At 58.9% G+C, this 21,647-nt stretch carries 18 protein-coding genes and 1 pseudogene; 10 read left to right on the top strand and 9 right to left on the bottom strand.

Annotation, left to right across the window (positions count from 1 at the left end; genetic code table 11):
* Window positions 1-85 precede the first annotated feature (85 nt).
* Together BLR97_RS15835 and BLR97_RS15830 are read left to right on the top strand one after the other, a co-directional pair.
* The gene (locus BLR97_RS15835; protein ID WP_089707496.1) at window positions 86-475 is read left to right on the top strand and encodes a DUF4870 family protein; all 390 of its coding nucleotides are present in this window, start codon (window positions 86-88) and stop codon (window positions 473-475) included.
* Between the two features lie 36 nt (window positions 476-511).
* The gene (locus tag BLR97_RS15830; RefSeq protein WP_089707495.1) at window positions 512-1,423 is read left to right on the top strand and encodes a lysophospholipid acyltransferase family protein; all 912 of its coding nucleotides are present in this window, start codon (window positions 512-514) and stop codon (window positions 1,421-1,423) included.
* Between the two features lie 59 nt (window positions 1,424-1,482).
* Here the strand turns inward: BLR97_RS15830 and BLR97_RS15825 are convergent, their stop codons facing one another.
* Entirely contained in the window at window positions 1,483-3,081 is a 1,599-nt protein-coding gene (locus BLR97_RS15825) for an alkaline phosphatase family protein (RefSeq protein ID WP_089707494.1), read from the bottom strand.
* A 270-nt stretch (window positions 3,082-3,351) separates the two neighbouring features.
* Here BLR97_RS15825 and BLR97_RS15820 point away from each other — a divergent pair, with 270 nt between their 5' ends.
* From BLR97_RS15820 to BLR97_RS15805, 4 genes are read left to right on the top strand one after another with little or no spacing between them, the layout of a single operon-like run.
* Window positions 3,352-4,818 carry an OpgD/OpgG family glucan biosynthesis protein gene (locus tag BLR97_RS15820; protein ID WP_244511339.1) on the top strand — a complete coding sequence of 489 codons (1,467 nt, stop codon included), beginning with the start codon at window positions 3,352-3,354 and terminating at the stop codon, window positions 4,816-4,818.
* A complete protein-coding gene (gene mdoH / locus BLR97_RS15815; RefSeq protein WP_089707492.1) occupies window positions 4,811-6,796 on the top strand; it encodes a glucans biosynthesis glucosyltransferase MdoH in 1,986 nt (661 codons plus the stop codon). The genes BLR97_RS15820 and mdoH overlap by 8 nt, the downstream gene beginning before the upstream one ends.
* On the top strand, window positions 6,796-7,572 hold the full coding sequence (locus BLR97_RS15810; protein WP_089707491.1) for an FkbM family methyltransferase: 777 nt from the start codon (window positions 6,796-6,798) through the stop codon (window positions 7,570-7,572). The genes mdoH and BLR97_RS15810 overlap by 1 nt, the downstream gene beginning before the upstream one ends.
* Window positions 7,573-7,631: 59 nt before the next feature.
* Window positions 7,632-8,408 (top strand): creatininase family protein, encoded by a 777-nt coding sequence (locus tag BLR97_RS15805; protein WP_089707490.1) that lies wholly within the window; start codon window positions 7,632-7,634, stop codon window positions 8,406-8,408.
* On the opposite strand, the gene BLR97_RS15800 is transcribed toward BLR97_RS15805, so the two are convergent.
* Window positions 8,405-9,508, bottom strand: a complete 1,104-nt coding sequence (locus BLR97_RS15800) for a GTP cyclohydrolase II (RefSeq protein WP_089707489.1) — start codon at window positions 9,506-9,508, stop codon at window positions 8,405-8,407. The genes BLR97_RS15805 and BLR97_RS15800 overlap by 4 nt on opposite strands.
* 22 nt (window positions 9,509-9,530) lie before the next feature.
* Here BLR97_RS15800 and BLR97_RS19995 point away from each other — a divergent pair, with 22 nt between their 5' ends.
* Complete coding sequence (locus BLR97_RS19995; protein WP_340147944.1) at window positions 9,531-10,421, top strand: RibD family protein; 891 nt, start codon at window positions 9,531-9,533, stop codon at window positions 10,419-10,421.
* A gap of 45 nt (window positions 10,422-10,466) precedes the next feature.
* Here BLR97_RS19995 and BLR97_RS19990 read toward each other — a convergent pair.
* From BLR97_RS19990 to BLR97_RS15780, 4 genes and pseudogenes are all read right to left on the bottom strand, one after another.
* Window positions 10,467-11,348: pseudogene (locus BLR97_RS19990) on the bottom strand (lysylphosphatidylglycerol synthase transmembrane domain-containing protein); the annotation flags it as partial.
* A gap of 3 nt (window positions 11,349-11,351) precedes the next feature.
* Window positions 11,352-13,283 carry a glycosyltransferase gene (locus BLR97_RS15790; RefSeq protein ID WP_089707487.1) on the bottom strand — a complete coding sequence of 644 codons (1,932 nt, stop codon included), beginning with the start codon at window positions 13,281-13,283 and terminating at the stop codon, window positions 11,352-11,354.
* Window positions 13,280-13,678 (bottom strand): 6-pyruvoyl trahydropterin synthase family protein, encoded by a 399-nt coding sequence (locus tag BLR97_RS15785; protein ID WP_089707486.1) that lies wholly within the window; start codon window positions 13,676-13,678, stop codon window positions 13,280-13,282. The genes BLR97_RS15790 and BLR97_RS15785 overlap by 4 nt, the downstream gene beginning before the upstream one ends.
* A gap of 11 nt (window positions 13,679-13,689) precedes the next feature.
* Window positions 13,690-14,685: a zinc-dependent alcohol dehydrogenase gene (locus BLR97_RS15780; RefSeq protein WP_089707485.1), complete on the bottom strand. Its 996-nt coding sequence runs from the start codon at window positions 14,683-14,685 to the stop codon at window positions 13,690-13,692.
* 257 nt (window positions 14,686-14,942) lie between these two features.
* Here BLR97_RS15780 and BLR97_RS15775 point away from each other — a divergent pair, with 257 nt between their 5' ends.
* Window positions 14,943-15,671 (top strand): CDP-alcohol phosphatidyltransferase family protein, encoded by a 729-nt coding sequence (locus BLR97_RS15775; protein ID WP_089707484.1) that lies wholly within the window; start codon window positions 14,943-14,945, stop codon window positions 15,669-15,671.
* On the opposite strand, the gene BLR97_RS15770 is transcribed toward BLR97_RS15775, so the two are convergent.
* Window positions 15,668-16,138, bottom strand: a complete 471-nt coding sequence (locus BLR97_RS15770) for a GFA family protein (RefSeq protein WP_089707483.1) — start codon at window positions 16,136-16,138, stop codon at window positions 15,668-15,670. The genes BLR97_RS15775 and BLR97_RS15770 overlap by 4 nt on opposite strands.
* A gap of 220 nt (window positions 16,139-16,358) precedes the next feature.
* On the opposite strand from BLR97_RS15770, the gene BLR97_RS15765 reads away from it, so the two are divergent.
* On the top strand, window positions 16,359-17,036 hold the full coding sequence (locus BLR97_RS15765; protein WP_089707482.1) for a phosphoribosyltransferase: 678 nt from the start codon (window positions 16,359-16,361) through the stop codon (window positions 17,034-17,036).
* Between the two features lie 107 nt (window positions 17,037-17,143).
* Here the strand turns inward: BLR97_RS15765 and BLR97_RS15760 are convergent, their stop codons facing one another.
* Complete coding sequence (locus tag BLR97_RS15760; protein WP_089707481.1) at window positions 17,144-20,317, bottom strand: efflux RND transporter permease subunit; 3,174 nt, start codon at window positions 20,315-20,317, stop codon at window positions 17,144-17,146.
* A 6-nt stretch (window positions 20,318-20,323) separates the two neighbouring features.
* Window positions 20,324-21,316, bottom strand: a complete 993-nt coding sequence (locus BLR97_RS15755) for an efflux RND transporter periplasmic adaptor subunit (RefSeq protein WP_089707480.1) — start codon at window positions 21,314-21,316, stop codon at window positions 20,324-20,326.
* Between the two features lie 88 nt (window positions 21,317-21,404).
* Here BLR97_RS15755 and BLR97_RS15750 point away from each other — a divergent pair.
* On the top strand, window positions 21,405-21,647 hold a 243-nt coding region (locus tag BLR97_RS15750; RefSeq protein ID WP_211605172.1), incomplete at its 3' end, for a transposase.

The following is a 21,647-nucleotide window of genomic DNA, read 5'->3' as shown; positions in this document are numbered from 1 at the left end:
CGCCTAAACAGCGGCCACTGAGGCGCGCCAGGCAGTTTAGCCGTGTCTATTCACCACTTATACGGATTTATCGAAAGGAAACGTTATGCGTGATAACGCCAATGATGCGCCAATTGACAATGAAGTCGTCAGCGAAGAGCAGCACCATCAGCCCGATACCACCATGGCGTTGGTTATCTATGCACTCTATCTGGCCAGTTTTATTCTCGCCTTCACGTCGATTATCGGTGTAGTTATCGCTTACGTCTATAAAGGCAAAGGCCCGGCGTGGCTGGACGAACACTACCGCTATCAGATTCGTACGTTTTGGATGGGCTTGGCATACGGGATCCTTTGTTTGCTCTTAACCCCGATTCTAATCGGCTTCTTGCTAATGCTAGCGCTAGCCATATGGCTGATTATTCGCTGTGTTAAAGGCTTCAAAGGACTGCAAGAGAAACGCGCACCTTCCAACGTAAATACCTGGTTGGTCTAGTCTATGCCGAAACGCCGGTCACTTTTAAAGCGCATCATGCGGCGTTTTCCCCAGGCCTCGGCCATTGCCCGGCTGTGGCGGTTGCTTGCCGACTGGCCGCTGGGTCGGCTGTGGCGTTGCGCCAAATGGCTGGGGCCGCAGGTCTATCGGCTGAGCCGTCGCGAGCGCCACGTCACCAACGCCAACCTGAAGGCCGCTTACCCCACGCTCACCGGCGACGAGCGCAAGTCGCTGGCCCACCAAAGCCTACGTCACTCTTCGGCCACTATGCTAGAACTGGGCCATGCGTGGATGGCCGAACCCGAACGCGTGACCAACAGTATCCTGGTGGTGCACGGCCGCGAAAAACTGGATAACGCCAGGGCCGAAGGACGCGGTGTGATCGTGTTGGCTCCCCACTTTGGCAACTGGGAAGTGCTGAACTTTTGGCTGTCGAGCCATTTTCCCTTCACCGCCATGTACGAACCGCCCAAAATGCCAGCGCTGGATCCCATTATCCGGCATGGCCGCGAGCGGATGGGGGCGGCGTTGGTGCCGACCAATCCTCGCGGCGTCGCCGCGCTTCTCAAGGCGCTCAAGCGCAGCGAAGCCATCGGCATACTGCCCGACCAGGAACCGAGCTGGGGAAGCGGCGTGTTCGCGCCGTTTTTTGGCCGTGACGCCTATACCGCCACATTATTGCCCAAACTGGTGGCCCGCACCCAGGCGCGCGTAGTCACCGGGGTTGCCCTGCGGGTTCCCGGCAAGGGATTTGAGATTCACTTTCTCGACGCCGACGAGCGGGTCTACCACGAGGATGACGTCCAGTCGGCCACCGGCGTCAACGTCAGCGTGGAAGCCGCCATCGCCCTTGATCCAGCGCAGTATCAGTGGGAATACAAGCGCTACGGCAAGACCCCCGAAGAACAGCAAAAGCTGCCCAACTACCGCGACTACCGGCTTTACTAGCTATGCTGTGACTTACTCATCGCTGTCGCGCGCGACATGACCCAGAATCACCGGCTGGTTCATGGTGCCGTCCTTGAGTTGGCGTCCTTAGACGCAAAGTCGGCGTGAAGCCAGCGCCGCAGTTGGCTTAATTCTGGGACAGGTTCGTTACTTTCCTGCGCGGGCCACATTCCGGGGATAAACCCTCTTGCCTGGAAAGGCGCCAGTAATTCGGGGTCACCGCTAATAATATGCACGGGCACCGCGCCGCTGGCATTGTCACCGGTAATTAACGGGGCCGGTTGATGATCACCGAGCACGATCAGCAGCGTATTGTCGTCGACCACGCGCTCGGCCCAGCGCCCTACCGTTTTAATCGAGTAGTCGATCGACCAACTGTAATGGTCGCGGATACGCTCGATATCCTGCCACAGCACTTCCGGCGGATCACCCGCCTCTTCCCAGGGGGCAAAAATCGCCCCGTCGCCAATCGTCGACCAATCATCCAACACCGGCAGAATAGGCGTCCAAGGCGCATGGCTTGAGATCAGCGCTAACTTTGCAAACACCGGTGACTCATCCAACAACTGGCGCTGGGTATAGTCCAGGGTAAATTGATCAGGCATGGTCACCCAGTTCAACGGTGGCCCAGCGTAAGGTATGTCCTTCGCGACGACCAACTCGTCAAACCCGTAGGCAGCGCCTTCCGGCCAAGGCTGGGTAATCGCCGGCATCACCGCGAGTGTGCGTTGGCCCGTGGCGCGAAAATCATCCACCAGCGTGGTCGCGTCACTGTCCAGCATTAGTTGGTACCACAGCTGGTTATCAATGGTGTAGCCGCTTAGCGCAGTGGCGTGTGCCAACCAGGATTGACCGCCACGAATCGGCGATGTGAGCAGCCCCGATACCACGGCAAGATCGCGGTCTGTGAGGCGTTGCTCGATCTCGTCAAGCGTAGGCGCCACTGCCGGGCGGTAGCGGTCATCTTCCAACACCGTGACGCCGTAGGACTCGATAAACGTCATCAGCACCCGACGCCCTGCCAAACCGTTGAGCGGGCGCTGGGCAATGGGGGAGGCCTCAAGCGTTCGGGTGAATGCCTGTTTGGCCTGGTGAGTGGTAACAAGCTGGCGCCACTGAACCTGAGTGGCACTCACAACGGGCAGGCTTGCGCGCTGGGTGATGCCATTGCCGCTAAGCGCTAACCCCGCGCCCGCGCCAGCCAACAGCAGCATCGCCAACGCGCAACGCCTAGTCGCCGCCGAAAGCGAATAACCGGCGCTTGGCAGCAGTAACTTCATCACCCCCAGCGCCAGCAGTACGCACAGCACAACCGCCACCAGCATTGTGCATATTGCCCAGGCTTGGCCTACATTTCCTGCAAGCAAATCATAAACAGAGCCCAGCAGCGGCGTGTCGAGATACAGGTTGAGCGGTCGACCAAAAGCCATGTAAGTAGCCGCATCGCCCAGGTTGATCAAGGTGGCCAGGATGACCCAACTTGCCAGTGCAACGCCAAGGCCCAAGCGCAGGTTTCCGCGGGGCATTAGCAACATTAACGGCACGATCAACCAAGCCTCCCAGGCAATCAGATTTGCCTGGATGTCACCGTAGCGCCACCAAAGAGGCGCCACCAAGCCTATATTGAGCGCTAACGCCCCTATTAATAATCGCCGCATTGCCGATTTACTGCCCGTTGCCAATAAATAATGAACGGATGCAGCATTGTCGCGCTCTCATAACAATGCTGGCAAACGCACCTAACATGTACTTTACTGACTAAATGTATAACTATTGTTTAAAAATTGCACTAAGTGGTAGAGGATAGAGCTTAAGGCTTGCACGAAAAGTCAGCGAGCGGAGGCAACTGAAAGGACATCACCGATATGCGATACAGCGCAAAAGGAACGTTGCTCGTCATTTTTAGCTCGTTGGTCACACTGCCCGTGATGGCCAAACAACTTAATCACTATCACGCCGTGGTAGAGCAAGCCCAAGACCTGGCCAATCAGCCCTATGACCCGCCGGCGGATAACCTGCCCACAGTGCTCCATGAGATCGACTATGACACCTACCGACAGATTCGCTTTGATCCGGCACACGCTTATTGGCGCGATGAAAGCCCTTTTAACCTGCAGCTGTTCCACAGCGGCTTTTTGTTCCAGTCGCCCGTTCGCTTAAATATCATCGAAGAGGGAAAAGTCGTTCCCCTGCCCTTTTCCACTGACGACTACCGCTACGATGGTGAGGCTAGTGCGCTACTTGAGCACGACTTAAGCGGCAGCGGCCATGCGGGATTTCGCCTGCATTATCCACTTAACAGTGACGACTACGCAGACGAATTTATTGTGTTTCTCGGCGCCAGCTATTTTCGACTCGTCGGTCAAGATCAGGTTTACGGCTTATCGACCCGCGGGCTTGCCATTGACACCGCGTCTACTCAAGGCGAGGAGTTTCCAGCCTTTCGTGAGTTCTGGCTTTATAAACCCGACGCGGACGCCAAACAGATCGAATTGCTCGCGCTGATGGACAGCCCTTCGCTAAGCGGGGCCTATCGCTTTGTCATTACGCCCGGTAACGACACCCAGGTAGAGGTCGAAGCCGAGCTGTTTGCCCGCGACGACATCGACAAGCTGGGCGTTGCGCCACTGACTAGCATGTTCACCTTTGGCGAGTCGAGTCGCGAACGCCCGGATGATTTTCGCCCCCAGGTTCACGACTCCGACGGTCTGCTGATCCACACCGGGGCCGACGAGTGGATCTGGCGACCGCTCAGCAATCCCGACGAGGTGCGTACCTCGGCGTTTATGGACGACACACCCCAAGGCTTCGGGCTGATGCAGCGCGAGCGTAATTTTGATCGCTACCTGGATATGGAGGCCCAGTATCACCGCCGCCCCAGCCAGTGGGTAACGCCCCTTGAGAACTGGGGCAAAGGCCACGTCGAGCTGGTGGAAATACCCGCCCCTGACGAGACCCACGACAACATTGTCGCCTACTGGGTAGCGGAGAAGCCGTTAGGTGCGGGGGAATCGCGTCGATTGCACTACCAAACACACACGCTCAACACCCAGCCTGAAAGCCACACTCTGGGCCATGTGGTGCGTACCCGCCACGGTAGCGCGGGCGTACCGGGGCAAGCGGACGCGTCTAGTAGCGCGCAGCGGCAATTTATTGTCGACTTCCAAGGCGGAGCCCTAGCCGATTTAACCGCCGACCAACCTATCGAGCTCGACATTAGCGCCCAGCAAGGTGAGGTATTACTTCCTCAACTAACCGCACTGCCGGATAACGCCTGGCGCGCAAGTTTCCGGCTACCCGCAAACGATCAACCCAGCGATGTTCGCCTAAGGCTGACTCTAAACGGCAAACCTGTTAGCGAAACCTGGAACTACGTGTGGTATCCCCATGATTGATGCACCCCCCTTGAGGCCATCGATACCCTGGCTTAAAACACGCCGAGCGTTATTGGGTTTGGTAGTGCTGGCAACCAGCGTGGCGGGGTGTATCGCCATGTATCGTGTCACATCGAGTCTTGCTCCGGGCTGGCAACTCGCCATGCTAGTTCTGTTTGCGCTGACCTTCACCTGGATTGCGTTAGCCTTTTGGGGCGCACTATGTGGCTTTGTTATCTGCGCGCTGCACCTTGACCCCCTCAGCCTGCGACGGTTGAACCGGGAGTTACCCAGTGCGCGTTTACTGGTGAGCCGCACGGCCATTGTGATGCCGATATACGCCGAACCGCCCATCCCCACCTTTGCGGGGCTTGAGGCCACTTGCCATTCGCTATTGAGCCACGAACTGGATAAGACAGGCAAAGGCGAGGCGGCGAATCCGCTCAGCGAACATTTTGACGTATTTATACTGAGCGACACCCAGGATGCCGCCGTGGCCGAATTGGAAGAAGCCCACGTGGCGGCTCTGCAGCGTCGCTTTGCGGGTCGGCTGGCGATCCACTACCGGCGCCGTGCCAACAACAATGGCCGCAAAGCGGGCAATATCGCCGAGTTCTGCCGCCGCTGGGGCCGTCACTACGATTACATGATCGTGCTGGATGCGGATAGCCTAATGAGCGGCGCAACACTGCTGCGCATGGTGCAACGCATGCAGCGTCAGCCCAGTATTGGCTTAATTCAGACCGTGCCGATCCCTGTGGGACAGAAAACTCTGTTTGGTCGTTTCACCCAGTTTGCGTCTGCACTGTATAGCCCGATGCTCGCCACCGGCCAGAGCTTCTGGCACGGCGATGCCGCCAACTACTGGGGGCACAACGCTATTATCCGAACCCGCGCCTTCATGGATCATGCCGGCTTACCTTTGCTACCCGGCAAACCACCATTGGGCGGCGAAATCATGAGTCACGATTTTGTCGAGGCTGCCCTACTCAAACGCGGCGGCTGGCAAGTCATACTCGATACCTCGATGACCACGGCTGTGTCGCGCCATGACCCTTATATCAGCGCATCGCACAATAGTTTTGAAGCAATGCCCAGCAACTTGCTCGACTTTGCTAAACGCGACCGCCGTTGGCTACAGGGCAATCTTCAGCACCTACGCCTGCTGGGTGGTTCGGGACTGCATCCGCTCAGCCGCATGCATTTCTTCTACGGTGCGTTTGCCTATTTATCGTCGTTAGTCTGGCTGGCACTGCTGATCTGTACCAGTGTGATGGTGAGCTATCACGTGCTGGGTGATGTCACGGCCACAGCATTACCCAAACCACTCTCGTTGGGGCTGCTGTCTATCACCCTGGCAATGCTGCTAGCCCCTAAATTACTCGGTTTGGCACTGGCGTGCTGGCAAACGCCTCACGCCTTTGGCGGTCGGTTACGTTTAATCGCCAGCACCGTCCTTGAGATACTATTTGCCGCCTTAATCGCCCCGCTGATGATGGCCTGGCATAGTTTGTTTATCATCAATGTACTATTGGGTCGTTCTATCGATTGGCAAACTCAACCGCGCGGAGAACGTTCGCTCAGCTGGCGCGAAACCTGGCAGCATACCGGCTGGATGACGCTCAGCGGGATACTCTGGGCGGGCATCATGGTGGTTTTCTCGCCTACGGCGTTTGGCTGGCTCGCTCCCGCATGGCTGGGTCTGGTGGCTGCTGCACCACTGGTAAAATACTCCAGCAGCGGCACCTGGGGCAGCGTTATCAGCCATCGCTTAAGGCTTTTAAAAACGCCCAGTAACACCTTGACGCCGCCATTATTGGAGGATTTTACGGCACTGGTTGCCGACAGCGATTCCCATCCGCTGGATCCGGCCACCCAACGGCCATTCCCACTGATGCTAACGCCCGCTGAGCGCAAGGGTGAGATGCCCTGTCAATCGTTCAAGCTGTTTAAACGCCAGGCACTCACGTCTACCGCAACCCTAAAGGATCCCCATTAATGCGGTATCTGCAACGGCTACCTCACACGCTCGGGATTACCCGCTCGTTGTTTATTTACTGGCGGCCAGGGCGCCAAAAAGGGCTCAGACGTCTATACCAACCGTTCATCGTGCCCGGTAAGCCCGCGTTTGATATCGGTGCCCACCTAGGCGACCGTAGTGCGGCGTTTCATGCCTTGGGTGCCCAAGTCGTCGCGCTTGAGCCACAGCCTGAACTTGCCAAGTGGTTTAAGCGCATGGTGACTACCTCTAAGGTCACCTTGTTGCCGCTGGCTGCAGGGCCAGCGGCGGGGGTGGCCGAGATCGCCATTAGTGCCGGCAACCCGACCCTTTCCACCTTGGCGACCGAGTGGCGCGAGCAGATTGGCAAACGCAACGCAGGGTTTAGCCAAGTGCGCTGGGAGCAACACCTACAAGTGCCCGTCACCACCTTGGATCAGTTAATCAGCGATTATGGCGAACCAAGCTTTATCAAAGTGGATGTCGAAGGTTTTGAAGCCGAAGTGCTGGCCGGGCTAAGCTGCCCAGTGGCCGCCCTCTCTGTGGAGTTTGTGGCGGGCGCTTTGCAGGTGAGTCACGACTGCGTAAGCCACTTAAGCCGCCTGGGCGACTATCGCTACAATGCCGTGTCCGGTGAACAGCGCCATTTCCGCTGGATCAAGTGGCAAAGCCCGCAGGCGATTACCCAGTGGCTGAACGCAGGGGCCGATGCGCTGCCGTCGGGAGACCTTTACGCCTGCCGCGCCGACCATCCACTACTGGTAGCGACGTCTTGATAGGCTGTCAGCACTTAATATTTCCGCCACTTTTCAACCCCGTATAGGCGTGACACAGTATGATGCATCATTGGCAAACGCTTACAGCCCCCCAATTAGCCGATATCGCCCAGCGTGACCCGGTCGCAGTGTTAGTGCTGGGCGCAATCGAACAGCACGGCACCCACCTCCCTTTAGCCACGGATCTCACCATTGGCGAAGGGTTGCAGGCCGCCATGTTGGAGCAGCTTGATCCCTCCCTTGATGTCCTCTGTCTGCCGCCAATGGCCGTAGGGGCCAGCGATGAGCACAAAAGCTACCCTGGGACGCTGAGCCTGCCAGCGCCGGTCGCCATTGCCACCTTAGAAGCCTACGGCGATAGCCTGGCACACGCGGGGATTCGCCGTTTGGTACTAATAAACAGTCACGGCGGCAACAAAGCGGTGATGGATCTAGCCGCGCTCACGCTGCGCCGCCGCCACGCAATGCGCGTGGTGAAAGCCACCTATACACGGCTGCCGCCGCTGAAAGGCGCGATTAACGCCGATGAGTTGTGCTACGGTTTGCACGGCGGGGCGCTGGAAACCGCCATAATGCTGCATTTAGCCCCGGCCCTGGTTCAGTTGGAAGACTATCAAGCGGCAGCGCCTGCTACTCCCCAAGGCGACTCCTTGGTAGGCCCGGAGGCAGCAGCCTCGTTTGCCTGGCTGGCAGAAGATTTGAGTGACCACGGTGTCGCCGGTGATGCCCGCCAGGCGACGGCCGAGTTGGGCGCTCGCCTGGTGCAGCATTACGCCGGGCAGCTCGCCGCTGTGGTGACCGAAACCGCCCGCCTACACGCGTTGTCGACGCCTTAACGCTGGTTGCTTAACACGTCTTCCAGAAAATGCCCGGCCCGCGTGGCCTTGGCGTTGAGATAGCGGTGGTTATGGTCATTCAAACGCCCGTAAAGCGCCTGACGGGCCACGACCTTAATGCCGCCTTCGCGCAGCGCCCGCATCTTCAACGGATTATTGGTTAATAGCTGCACACGTGAGATATCCAGGGCATGCAGCATGTCCACTGCCACGGCATAGTCGCGCTCGTCGTCGCCGAAGCCCAACACCTGATCGGCGTCGACCGTATCCAAACCGCCATCCTGCAAGGTATAGGCGCGCAGCTTGTTGGCCAGGCCGATGCCACGGCCCTCCTGGGCAAGATAAAGCAGCACGCCGCCGCCCATGGCCTCGATATCGGCGACGGCATTGCGCAACTGTTCGCCGCAGTCGCAGCGCAGGCTACCAAACAGATCGCCGGTCAAACACGCCGAATGCATGCGCAGTGGAACGGCCTCGTTGTGCGCTTCAGGACGACCGATAACCACCGCAACGTGCTCGCGCAGGCCGTCCGGTTCGCGGAACAACACAAAGCGGCTGTCGACAGCGTCCTCCAGCGGGATGCGCGCCTCGCTGACGCGCTTGAGCATACCCGGCGCCCCGGCAAGACAGGCTTCAGCATCACTGGCGTCCACTTCGAGCAGCTCGCCTGTCGCCAGCCGCTGGGCGATATCGTCAGCCGCTGAGCCACTCACCACGGCGATCAACGCAGCAGGGATCAGCAATGCCCGGCGCATCAGTGCGACCGCACCTCGCTCCCCCATGCCCGCTGGCTGCAAGCCGCTTAGCAAAGCAGGTGAGTCATACTGCTCCACCTGCGCCACGGCCAGGGCGTAAAGGGCACGTTCATCCACCTGTGCCGCCAACGGTAAATACGCCGCGTCAGCGGTGATCGAAACGCCCATTGATTCCAAGCGGTGCCGCGTTAACACCAACGACGGGCGCGAGCCGGATAAACGAGCCAATTCGTTAACCGACTCGATCCCTTCCAATGCCTGAACCAACAGTTGCTGGTCACCCGCCTTAACCACCACGGGAAGTCCCCGTCGAATATCAAAAATGGCGCGTTCAATGTGATACATAGAAGCCTCCTGGCTTTCCGGTATGTGGGGCGAGGGGCGCTTGCGCTGGGTCGTCGTGCACCGCATGATGCAACGGTTGACTCAGCGCGGAGGCGTCATGCCCCACTCCAAGGAACGAACGAATAACGTGAGCACCAACGGGAAAATGACCCAGGACGATGCCTGGCGGTACCTGTTGGCAGGCCACCCTTTTGAAGCGACAAATCCGATGACCACCGATGCCCAAGAACTGGTGAGCTACATGACGCCGCTGGTGAGTGCAAAGACTTGGGTGGTGGCGCAGTTGGGGCAAAGCCTGGATGGCCGGATTGCCACCCAAAGCGGCCATTCCCATTACATCAATGGCCAGGCAAGCCTGGTGCATCTGCATCGGCTGCGAGCGCTGGCCGATGCGGTGGTGATAGGGGCCGGAACCGCCGATGCCGATAACCCGCAGTTGACCGTCCGCCACGTTAGCGGCCGCCATCCGACGCGGGTGGTGTTGGATCCCCGCGGCCGGGTGCCGATGGACCGGCAGCTGTTTCAAGGTAACGAAGCGACCACGCTGCATTTGGTCGGGCCACAGGCTTCGCTGCCCGCGCCGAGCGGCTCGGTCGAACGCTGCGTGCTGCCGCTGGATAGTCGGGGCCAGTTTGCACCCCGCGATGTCCTTGCGCTGCTGGAAGCGCACCAGTTGCACCGAATCTTGGTAGAAGGCGGCGGCATTACCGTCTCTCAGTTTATTGAGGCGGGGGTAGTAGACCGACTGCACTTGCTGGTCGCTCCGTTGTTGATTGGCTCGGGCCGCCCCGGCCTGCAGATGACGCCCATCGAGACGTTGGACAGTGCGCTGCGCCCTGCCTTGCGAACTTTCCGCTGCGGTGACGACACCCTTTTCGACGTCCTGCTGCGCCCGGCCGCTTTCGGGGGGTAGCGCTGCATGTCGACGACCCAAAGCCACCCATAGCCCCGGCAAGGTGGCCAGCAACACGACGACCCCGTAGGCCAACGATACGGCGACACCTTGGCCGGCAGGCAGCCCAACCCACGCCCAAACACCCGCCGCCGCGCCTTCGCGCACGCCCCACCCGGCGACCGAGAAAGGTATCAACATGGCGAGTAGCACCACCGGGGCAAGCGCCAGCAAGCTTAATACCGGCAGCTCAACGCCAATGGATCGCGCCGCGCAAACCATCACTGCACCGTAGCTCAACACAATGGTAAGCGACGACACCAACTGAACAGGCCAAACGCCGGTGGTTAACAGTCCGCGTTGAATATCTTGGCCAACGTTCAAACACCAGCCAGGCAGCGTCAGCCAGCCCTTCTGCCGACTCGCGACACCCACCGCCACTAGCGCTAACACCAGCGACGTACCAACCCCGATGGAGAACCATACCGACCACCCCAGTGCTGCATGCCACAGCGGTGACAACGCAAGTGCCACTAGGGTTAACAACGCTAACGCCACCTGCCCCGAGACACGCTCAATAATGACCGCGCGCCACGCACGTCCGGTAGAAGCGGATTGCGCCGCATGGCGATGGGCCCGGCCCGCATCGCCCAACACGCCGCCCGGCAACAGCTGGTTTACCAGCAAGGCCAAGTAATACTCGCTCAGCGCGTAGCTGAAGCGCATCGGCACCTGAATCAACCTTGCCGTTAGCTGCCAACGCCAGGCGCTCAACATCACTTGAAAAACACTAATCAACAGTGCCAGCAGCACCCACCCAGGGGACAGCCGTTGTACATGCGCGATAATGGTCTGCGGATCGACCCACAGCGCAACCGCGACCAGTAAGACAATACTGATAACCACGCGGCGCAGCCACGGGGCACGTAACCACTGCGCGTTGGTCATGGGTTACCCCTCTCCCCGAGGAAGCGCTAGCAGGTCACGATGGCCCACCCATATACCCAACTCACCGCTGGCAAGCGCCTGACAACGCTGTGCACGCCAGCTTTCGATTGATTCAGCGGCAGCGGGGGTTTGCTCGCTAGCCGCCGCGGCCCAGCCATCGACCAACGAGGTCATTAAAGTCTCAAGGTCAGTGTCACCCGCCGCCAACTGCCATGGGGTATCGGCCTCTTCAACGCGATAGTTTTGGCCTTCGAAAGCCGCGACCAGCGTGGCATGCGCTTGGCCACCCAAGGCGTCACCCAGGCCCTTATCGCGCTGCTGGTGGGCACGAAATAATTCGAGTATCCATTGGTCGTTTTCATCAACAACGCAGCGATGCTGCCTGTCGGTAAACCACCATTCGCCAGTCACACTTAGCGCCATCAGCAGCCCCTGGCGATTCGCAGCGCAGTGCGCGACCAACGTATCGATCCATGACTTGGACACCAAATCCAGCAGCGCCGAGGCGGTCATCAAATGGGCGCCGTTGAGTGCTAACTGCTCGAGGTTTGTAATCGATGCCGCCTGCGTTTCAGTAGTGATCGGCAGGCCGCGCGCATCACGAAGGGTCATCAGCCGGGCACGCGCCTCGGTGAGCAAATTAGGGTCGTGGTCGATTAACGTCCACGTCTGTGGGCCGGGTAACAAAGGAGCAAGGTAGTGGACATTGCTGCCTCGACCGCAGCCTAAATCCACCAACCGATAAGGGGTGGCACGGGTGGACAACCATTCACCGGCCATGGTGGCCAACCGCGAGGAACGCGAGGCACGGTCGACTTCCTCGCGCAGCGCCAGCCATGGGGAGGAAAACTGGCTGCCCGTGGCTAAAGCACAGTCAGTCGGTGTTAACGCGCGAGCAAACACCGCACCTGCAGCGTGCCAGTCATTGAGGTTTTCGCGGGCGTCAGCCGCCCCTTGGCGCAGCGAGGCGCGCAGCTCGGCATCGTTACAAAAGCGCGCAATGGCGTCCTGAAGTCCCGTTATATCGCCTGGTTCAACGCTCAAACCAGCACCTTTCGGCAAGGTATCGCGTAGTGCCCCCCCGGTCGTGGTGATCACCGGCAGGCCGTGGGCCAGCGCTTCGGTGACCACCATACCGTAGCCTTCATACCAGGAGGGCAGCACAAGCGCATGGGCACGTCGATAGGCCGCATCGAGGGTGTCGCTATCACACTCGCCATGCAAGGTGACGCGCGCTTCAAGGTCGTGGAACTCGACTAGCGACTGAAGCCGCAGGGTGAATTCTGCATCCCGCGCACCGCCGTAGCAGTCACAACGCCAGTCTTGCGCATCCAGGCCTCCCAGCGCCTCAACAAGTACATCTTGCCCCTTGCGCGGCGTGAGCGTAGCCACGCACAACAGTCGTAGCGGTTCGCCCGGTTCAGCCGCGGGGCTAATGGGTGCTGGCTCAACGCCCGGCTCAACCACGGTCACCTGAGCGCTTAGCGGTATTGCGTATTCGTCCGCCAGTTCTGACAAACGTCGCGCGGTAAACTGGCTGGTGACGATGATGCGCGGCAGCGATACAAGTGCGTTCAGCTCGCTGCGGTGCAGCCGTTGCTGATCGACTGCACTCAGTCCCAACTCATCGCCCAGCGGGTGATGCAACAGCGCCGTGATGGCTAAGCGCTCGGCGTGCCGAGCTACGACGTCGGGCAATGCTCCCATGGCCAACCCGTCGATCACCACGGCTGCTTGGTCGGGCTGCGCCGCCAGTGCTTGATCCAGCGCCTGGCCGGCCACAGCGTCGGCATCAGGGAAGTTGCCGTCCAGCCCGATAACCTCAATCTCCCATCCCTGCGCGCGCAGCGCCGTGACGATTTGGGCATCGTAGAGATAGCCACCGGTGCGTTGAGCTGGATCACCGGCAACGATCAAGCTAAAACGCTGGCTCATAGCGCGCCTTCAAAACTTGCCCAGGCCACATGTGACTCATGCAGCTTGACTTCCATATGGGTCAGGCCCCGTGCAGTGGTTCCCATATCGCCTGCGTTAATGGCGGCGGCTAGCTGGTCGAAGATCACCTTGGCCATGAATTCGGTTGTGGTGTTTTTACCATGTAACTCGCTCACCTCATCCAAGTTTTGGTAGTTATAACCTGACAGCACCGCTTTAACGGTCTCGCTGGCCAAGCCAATATCAATCACCAGCCCGTCGCCATCCAATTCCGGGCGCTGGAAGATCACATCGACCACGTAGGTGGCACCGTGGGTGCGCTGGGCCGGACCGAATATCTCACCCTTGAAACTGTGGGCAATCATAAAGTGGTCGCGAACACATAAACGGTACATAGACACTCCTGTCATTGTGTAGATAAAGCGGGATAGCGCAGCCGATGACAAAGCGCGGTGCTGCCCGGTGAAAACAGCTGCGTAGCCAGCTCAGGCATAGCGTCAAAGTCACTTTCCCCGCTGATAAGCGCGTCTAATCGATCATCAACCAGCAGGCTCAGCGCTAAATTAAGTCGTCGCGAATAGTCCCAACGTGGGCGTAACTTGGGCGGCAACTGGCCCACTTGGCTGCCACGCAACGTCAGCCGCTGGGAATGAAAAGCGCCGCCCAATGGCAGTGTCACCTCGCTTTCGCCAAACCAGCTCATTTCAATAATGCGGCCTTCAGTGCCCGCAATACTGAGCGCATGGCGAAGTCCATCGGGATGGCCGCTGGCATGTATCACGCAGTCCTGAGCCTCGCGTGCCTGCGCGGGTAGGCAAAAAGGCACGTCGAGCTGCTTAGCCAACGCTTCACGGGCAGGGTTAATATCCACCAGTTGAACCTCGACGCCAGGGATTCGGCTGCATAAATAAGCCACCAGAGCCCCCACCACACCGGCTCCGATGACGCTAATACGCTCACCCAATACCGGCTCAGCATCCCACACGCCGTTAATCGCCGTTTCCATATTGGCGGCCAACACGGCGCGTTTCGCGGGCACTCCATCGGGAAGCGGTAACACGGCAGTGGCAGGCACCACATACTGGTCTTGATGGGGATAAAGACAAAAAACACGACGATTTTGCAGGTGGCTTGGCCCCTGAGCGACATTACCAACGCTTGCATAGCCGTATTTGACCGGCGTGGGGAAGTCACCCGCCTGGAAGGGCGCTCGCATGCGTGAGAACTCGCTTTCCGGTACACGAGCGTTGAAGACCAGCGACTCCGTGCCACGGCTTATTCCGCTATAAAGCGTGTGTACAAGGACATCGCCCTCATCAAGTGCGGGTAACACTTCTTGCCTAAGCTCCCCGTGGCCTGGGTGGGTGACCCAAAACGCGGTAGCATTGTCAGACACTGTCATCAGCACTCCTTCCTTGTGCCACGCGCCATTCTCCTAAGGCATACCATTGCTCAGCACGGCGAATGGCTGAACGTCGAACAACAGGCTGGTATCGAATTGTGTTCACCGGCATGCCCTTTTTAGCGTAGCGTTAAACATACGATTATTCGACGTGGGGCCACTGGACAACCCTACCTTCTTCTACAAGAATGGTACATATAAAAATATTTGCATCGAATTATTTTATTGGTTCGATAACCTCATTAACGAGAGCGGCCATGCACCCCTTTACGATTACGCCTTCAACATCTGAGTCAAAACGTTGGCTGACAGCCGCGGAGCTCGCTTTTGGCGGCGCAGTATTGGTCTTAGCCGGGTGGCTATTACCCTCGTTAATCACGAGTCCACTTAACTGGGTCTTAGCAGTGTTATGTTACGCCGTGACCAGCGTATTAGTGATGGCTCACTGGTCTGATGGGGCCCTTGGTTGGGCTAACCGCGTGACGCTGACCCGCGCGGTATTAGTCGCGTTGGTGGCGGGCGCACTCGCCAACGAGGCATTTATCGCCTCGCCATGGCTGTGGCTGGGCTTGGCCGTGGTCGCCCTACTGCTGGATGGCGTTGATGGCTGGATCGCCAGACGTACGCACAGCCACACTCAGTTCGGCGCGCGTTTTGACATGGAACTAGATGCCCTGCTGATTCTGCTGCTCTGCGTGGGATTGATGCTCAGCGAAGCGCTAGGCGGGTGGGTGCTGTTGATTGGCGGGATGCGCTACCTGTTTATAGCCGCCAGTTGGCCCTTTACGTGGCTGTCACAGCCATTATTTGTAAGCCTTCGCCGTAAAGCGGTGTGTGTCTGGCAGGTCGTTGCGCTGCTGCTGGCCTTAACACCGCTTACCGATCACCTAACGGCCAGCCTACTCGCCTTCAGTGCGCTGGTGACGCTTGCCTACTCGTTTGGGGTTGATGGGTGGTGGTTATATCGGCAAGCGAAACACGGCTAGCGCTCCAACCCCAGGCGCTGATGCCATTCGGCAAGACTTTCATCCGGGTATACTTCGAAGCACTTATCCTTGCCCTGCGCATTCACCTCGACCCATGGCGCTCTACTCCCCAACATCATGTGAGTACGCCAAGGTGGTGAAGGCAGCTCGGTATCGATTGCCGAGGCAAAGGGATGGACAAGCTCGGGCCATTCAGGATCGTATACCCAGAGCGCCGAGGCGCAATGCTTGCAGAAATGTCGCTCTCCCGTGCTTTGTACGCCATCGATGACCGCGCGGTAGACCGAGATGTGCTCATCTCCTTTTACATTGAGGGACTTGCTTTCTCCGCTGAGATTGATGGCGTAACCACCACCGCCCGCGGTTTTTCGGCATATAGAACAGTAACAGCGATTAAATGGATAGGGGTGGTGTGACTTCACACTGAACGTGACTGACTGACAATGACATGACCCTTTCAGCAGCATAGTGCCTCCTTTTGCGAGGGTGACCGACGCCGGTTACCCAACAAATCGCACGGCTTTGGATAAGCCTCTACTTACTTACTATAGTAAATCACACATCACTCCCTTGTGTTTCTGTAGGTAACGTTCGCGGCCTACGCTGGTTCAACGAGTCCACTGACCTAGCCTCTGGACGTTCCAGGAAACACATGACGCATATCCGCTGGGTGTTTAGGAGCGACGCATGCTCAACAACCGAGTGCTTTTTGAAAATCGCCAACAGGCAGGACGTCAACTTGCCGGTGCATTAACCGGCTCCCACTATGACCCGGTACGCTTCGACCTGGTGCTGGCGCTCCCACGTGGAGGTGTACCGGTGGCCTACGAGGTAGCCACTCGCCTACAGCTCCCGCTGGATGTGATGGTAGTGCGCAAGCTAGGGGCACCTGGGCAAGAAGAGTTCGGAATTGGGGCGGTTGTGGATAGCGACCCGCCGCAGGTGGTGATGAATCCGCAGATGCTGGAGATAGTCCAGCCCTCGGAACGCTATATTGAAGCGGAAATACAGCGGCAACGGCGTGAAATTGCTCGTCGTCGCCAGGCTTACATCGGTAAGCGCCCGCCGATTAACGTTAGCGGACGTAGAGTGTTGCTGGTGGATGACGGCATCGCGACCGGGGGCACCGCCAAGGCCGCGGCCAGGGCACTTCGCCAGGCGGGCGCCGCCACGGTCACCCTGGCGGTGCCTGTCGCCCCGCGATCCACACTAGATGAGTTGGCTAGCGAAGTAGAGGATATGGTTTGCCTGGCGACCCCAGATCCTTTTAGCGCCGTGGGCAGGCACTACCAAGACTTCACCCAAACCAGCGATGATGAAGTGATCGCGTTATTGCAGGCGGCCCGTGATGCGCAGGGTGAGTAATATACCCAATCGACCGCCTCTGACTGCCTTGTTGATTTCCCTATTGAGTAACTTCGCCCTGGTATCGGCCAAACGCAGTCGAGGGTTTATTACTCGGCGCCTGGACATCAACCGGAGTGCTCCGAAGTAACCAGTGTGGAATTGTGGTGGCTGACAAGCGGACGGGAGCCGGCCAGCTTACGCAACGCCACGTAGAACACCGGAGTGAGGAACAGCCCGAACAGGGTGACCCCGATCATGCCAGCAAACACCGCGGTGCCCAGCGCTGTCCTCACCTCGGCGCCTGCCCCGGTAGCGATGACCAGCGGTAGCACCGCAGCGGTGAAGGTGATAGAGGTCATGATGATGGGGCGCAGCCGCAGTCGGCAGGCTTCCAGGGCGGCGTCCACGACACTTTTGCCCTGCAGTTCCAACTCGCGGGCGAACTCCACAATCAGAATGGCGTTCTTACACGCCAGACCAATCAGCACCACTAGCCCCACCTGCACGAAGATATTGTTATCGCCGCCGCCAAACCGGACGCCGATCAGGGCCGAGAGCATGCACATGGGCACAATCAGGATCACCGCCAAGGGCAACGTCCAGCTTTCGTAGAGTGCCGCCAGCACCAGAAACACCAGAAGGATCGACAGCGGGAAGACCACCAGCGCAGCATTCCCCTGGGTAGACTGCTGATAGCTCAAGTCTGTCCACTCGAATGCCATGCCCGGCGGCAGCACCTCTAGCGACAGAGCGTTGATCGCCTCCATGGCCTGGGCAGAAGAAAGCACCCTGGGGTCAGCCTCCCCGGCTAAGTCCGCCGCCGGGTAGCCGTTGTAGCGCAACACCGGGTCTGGGCCGAAGGTTTGCGTGATGTTAACCATCGTGCCGATAGGTACCATTTCACCCTGGTCGTTGCGAGTGCGCAGGCGGGCGATGTCCTCCACGCTGGCCCGGTAAGGGGCGTCCGCCTGAGCAATCACCTGCCAGGTTCGGCCAAAGCGATTGAAGTCATTCACATAGGTCGAGCCAAGATAGATCTGCAGGGTATCGAACAGTTCGGTTAACGGCACACCCTGGGCTTTGGCTCTCAGCCGATCCACCTCTGCATCTAACTGCGGCACGTTGGATTGATAGCTGCTGATCGGGAATCCCATCCCCGGTGTTTGGGCAATGGCGCCCTGGAACTGGTTAACCGCCCCCTGCAGCGCCCCATAACCCAGGTTGCCACGATCCTCAATGAACATCTGGTAGCCCGAACCATTGCCAAGACCAAGAATTGGGGGCGGCATAAACGCAAACGCAAAGCCCTCCTTCAGGCCACCTATTCCCTGATTAATCCTGGCGTTTATCTCTGCGGCGGTGAGGCTGCGCTCGCCAAAGGGGCTTAGAGTCAGAAACACTACCCCTGTGTTGGAGGTGTTAGTGAACTGCAGCGCGTTGAGGCCAGGAAAGGCAATGGCGTGCTCAACGCCTTCGGTCTCCATGGCAATATCCACCACCTCCTGGAGCATCTGGTCGGTTCTCTCCAGAGACGACCCTTCCGGCAGGATTACACCGGCAATCAGGTACAGTTTGTCCTGAACCGGAATAAACCCAGGCGGCACCACTTTGAACATCAGCCCAGTACCTGTTAGCAACAGAGCGTAGATCATAAATACGGCGCCCCGTCGCTTTAGTGAACGTGCCACGCCGCCCTGGTACTTGTCAGCACTGGCGTTAAAGAAGCGGTTAAAGGGCCGGAATAGCCAGCCGAATAGCCAATCAATCACACGAGTGAGCCGATCCTTAGGTGCGTCATGGGGTTTAAGCAGCATTGCCGCCAGGGCGGGCGACAGGGTAAGGGAGTTAATCGTGGAGATAACGGTCGAGATGGCAATGGTTACCGCAAACTGGCGGTAAAACTGCCCGGTCACCCCGGAAAGGAAGGCCATGGGTATAAACACTGCACACAGCACCAAGCCAATAGCGATGATCGGTCCAGACACCTCCTTCATCGCCTGGTGGGCGGCGGCCTGGGGATTGAGCCCCTCGCCGATGTTGCGTTCCACGTTCTCCACCACCACGATGGCGTCGTCCACCACAATGCCGATGGCCAACACCAAGCCGAACAGGGTCAGCGTGTTGATGGAGTACCCCAGCAGATAGAGCGCCCCGAAGGTACCGATAACTGATACTGGTACCGCCAACAGCGGAATGATGGAGGCACGCCAGGTCTGCAGAAACAGAGTAACGACCAGCACCACCAGCAGCACGGCTTCCAGCAGGGTTTTCACCACCGCCTTGATCGAATCGCTAACGAAAATAGTGGTGTCGTAGACCGCCTCATACTCAACGCCCGCAGGGAATTGAGTAGCCAACTCGTCCATAGTGGCTACCACCTGCTCGCGGATAGCCAGCGCATTGGCGCCCGGTGCCTGGAAAATACCAATGGCGACCGCATCATTGCCGTCCAGTTGCGAGCGCAGGGTATAGTCCCCGGCGCCCATCTCCAGTCGGGCCACATCCGACAATCTCAGAATGTCACCATTTTCACCGCGTTTCAGCACGATGTCGCCAAACTCCTCCACCGTTTCCAGCCGCCCGCGGGCGTTGATCAGGGTCAGGAAATCACTCTCTTCGATGGGCTCAGCACCCAACTGCCCGGCGGAAACCTGGACATTCTGTTCGCGCATGGCAGCCACCACGTCGCTGGCGGTGAGATCACGCGCCGCCACCCGCTGCGGATCAAGCCAGGCCCGCATGGCGTAGTCGCCCCCACCGAATATCTGGGCGTCCCCGACCCCTTCGAGCCTAGCGAGGCGATCCCTCACATGCAGCCGCACGTAGTTGCGCAGGTAGAGAGTGTCGTACTCGCCCTCAGGCGAGGTGAGGTGAACAACCATCAAGAAAGTGGGCGATTGCTTCTGGGTGGTCACGCCCTGACGACGCACGGCTTCCGGCAACCGCGCCTCGGCTTGGCTAACGCGGTTCTGCACCCGTACAGCGGCCTCCTCTGCATCGGTACCTGGGCGGAACGTGACGGTCATCTGCAGTACGCCATCAGAGCCCGCGACGGACTTGAAGTACATCAAGTCCTCAACGCCATTGATGGTTTCCTCCAGCGGCGTCGCCACGGTCTCGGCGATCTCTTTCGGGTTGGCGCCTGGATAGACCGTGCGCACCACCACCGAGGGCGGCACCACGTCCGGGTACTCGCTGATCGGCAGGTTGGGAATGGAGATCAGCCCGATTGCCAGGATAATAATCGACAGCACCGCCGCGAAGATTGGTCGATCGACGAAGAAACGGGAGAAATTCATGGCGGTTTACTCCTCCCTGGCCGCAATGGTGGCCTGGTTATTGGAAACAGGGCCATCGGAAATAGAGGTATCGTCAGCCGGGGCGTCGGCCACGCTTTGGGGATTCACTGGCATACCGGGAAAGAACACTTTTTGTACCCCGTTGACGATCACTCGATCACCGGGGCTGAGCCCATCGGTAACCACCATCAACTCCTCCACTTGTCGCCCTGTGGCTACCTGACGCCGCTCTGCTCGGTTATCACCATCGATGACATAGACGTAGCGGCGATCCTGGTCGGTCAGGATCGCCTTTCGATCCACCAGCAGCGCCTGCTCCAAACGGGCTACCGGCATTTCGACACGCGCAAACTCTCCCGGCCGGATGCGGCCATCAGCGTTAGCCAGCAGCGCCCGGAACTGCAGAGTTCCCGTGCTGGGGTTCAAATGGTTGTCGATGAAGTCCAGTGCGCCTGTGTACTGGCGCTGCGAGTCGCCGCCCAGCTCAATCGTTAGGCTGCTCTCTCCATCGGCCAACAATGTCTGGCTGGCAAAGGCGGCCTGTTCGTCCGCTTCGAAGTAGACATGGATCGGATCGATGGTGACGAGAGTAGTCAGCAGGCTTTGGTCGGCATTGGCCAGATTGCCTCGGGTCACCATTGCCCGACCAACACGGCCACTGACCGGCGCGGTGATGCGGGTATACTCAAGGTCAAGCTCAGCAGTATCCAACGCCGCTTCAGCGGCATCCACCATGGCCCGGGCACTGTTCAGGGCCGCTTGGCGCTGGTCATGCACCTCCTGAGAAATGGCCTGACGCCCCAACAGTACCCGCGCTCGTTCGGCTTCACTGGCGGCTAACGTCTGCTGGCTCCTGGCCTGGTCAAGCTCAGCCTGGGCGGCGCCGACACGCGCCTGGTAAGGCCGTGGGTCGATAAGGAACAACAGGTCGCCCTGTTCGACCAGTTCACCCTCCTCGAACGCCAACTCCTGGATATAGCCGCTGACCCTAGCCCGAATTTCTCACAGGGGATAATAGAAAGCGGCTGAAAGTGCTATGATTTCAAGAACCTAACCAATCCATCAAGCACCAACAGCCGCTTCCAAAATGGTACCTGAAAAGCTGACCTTCTCGCCACTCTCGCGCCGCCAAATTGAAGCCGACTTCTCCGGGGGCCACATCACGTCGGACGCCGGATTACTCCTGCTTCGTGAAGTCGATAAACAGCATCGCCTGACACGCCGCTTGGCCGCCGTGCTTCTTGATCCCCGCGCACCAGAACAGGTTCGTCATAAGCTCGACACTCTGGTTCGTCAGCGGGTGTTCGGTGTCGCCGCTGGCTACGAAGAT

It is taken from the genome of Vreelandella arcis, assembly GCF_900103865.1.
Classification (GTDB): domain Bacteria; phylum Pseudomonadota; class Gammaproteobacteria; order Pseudomonadales; family Halomonadaceae; genus Vreelandella; species Vreelandella arcis.
Note: the sequence above shows the minus strand (reverse complement) of the source record. Positions and strands in the feature narration are given on the sequence as shown.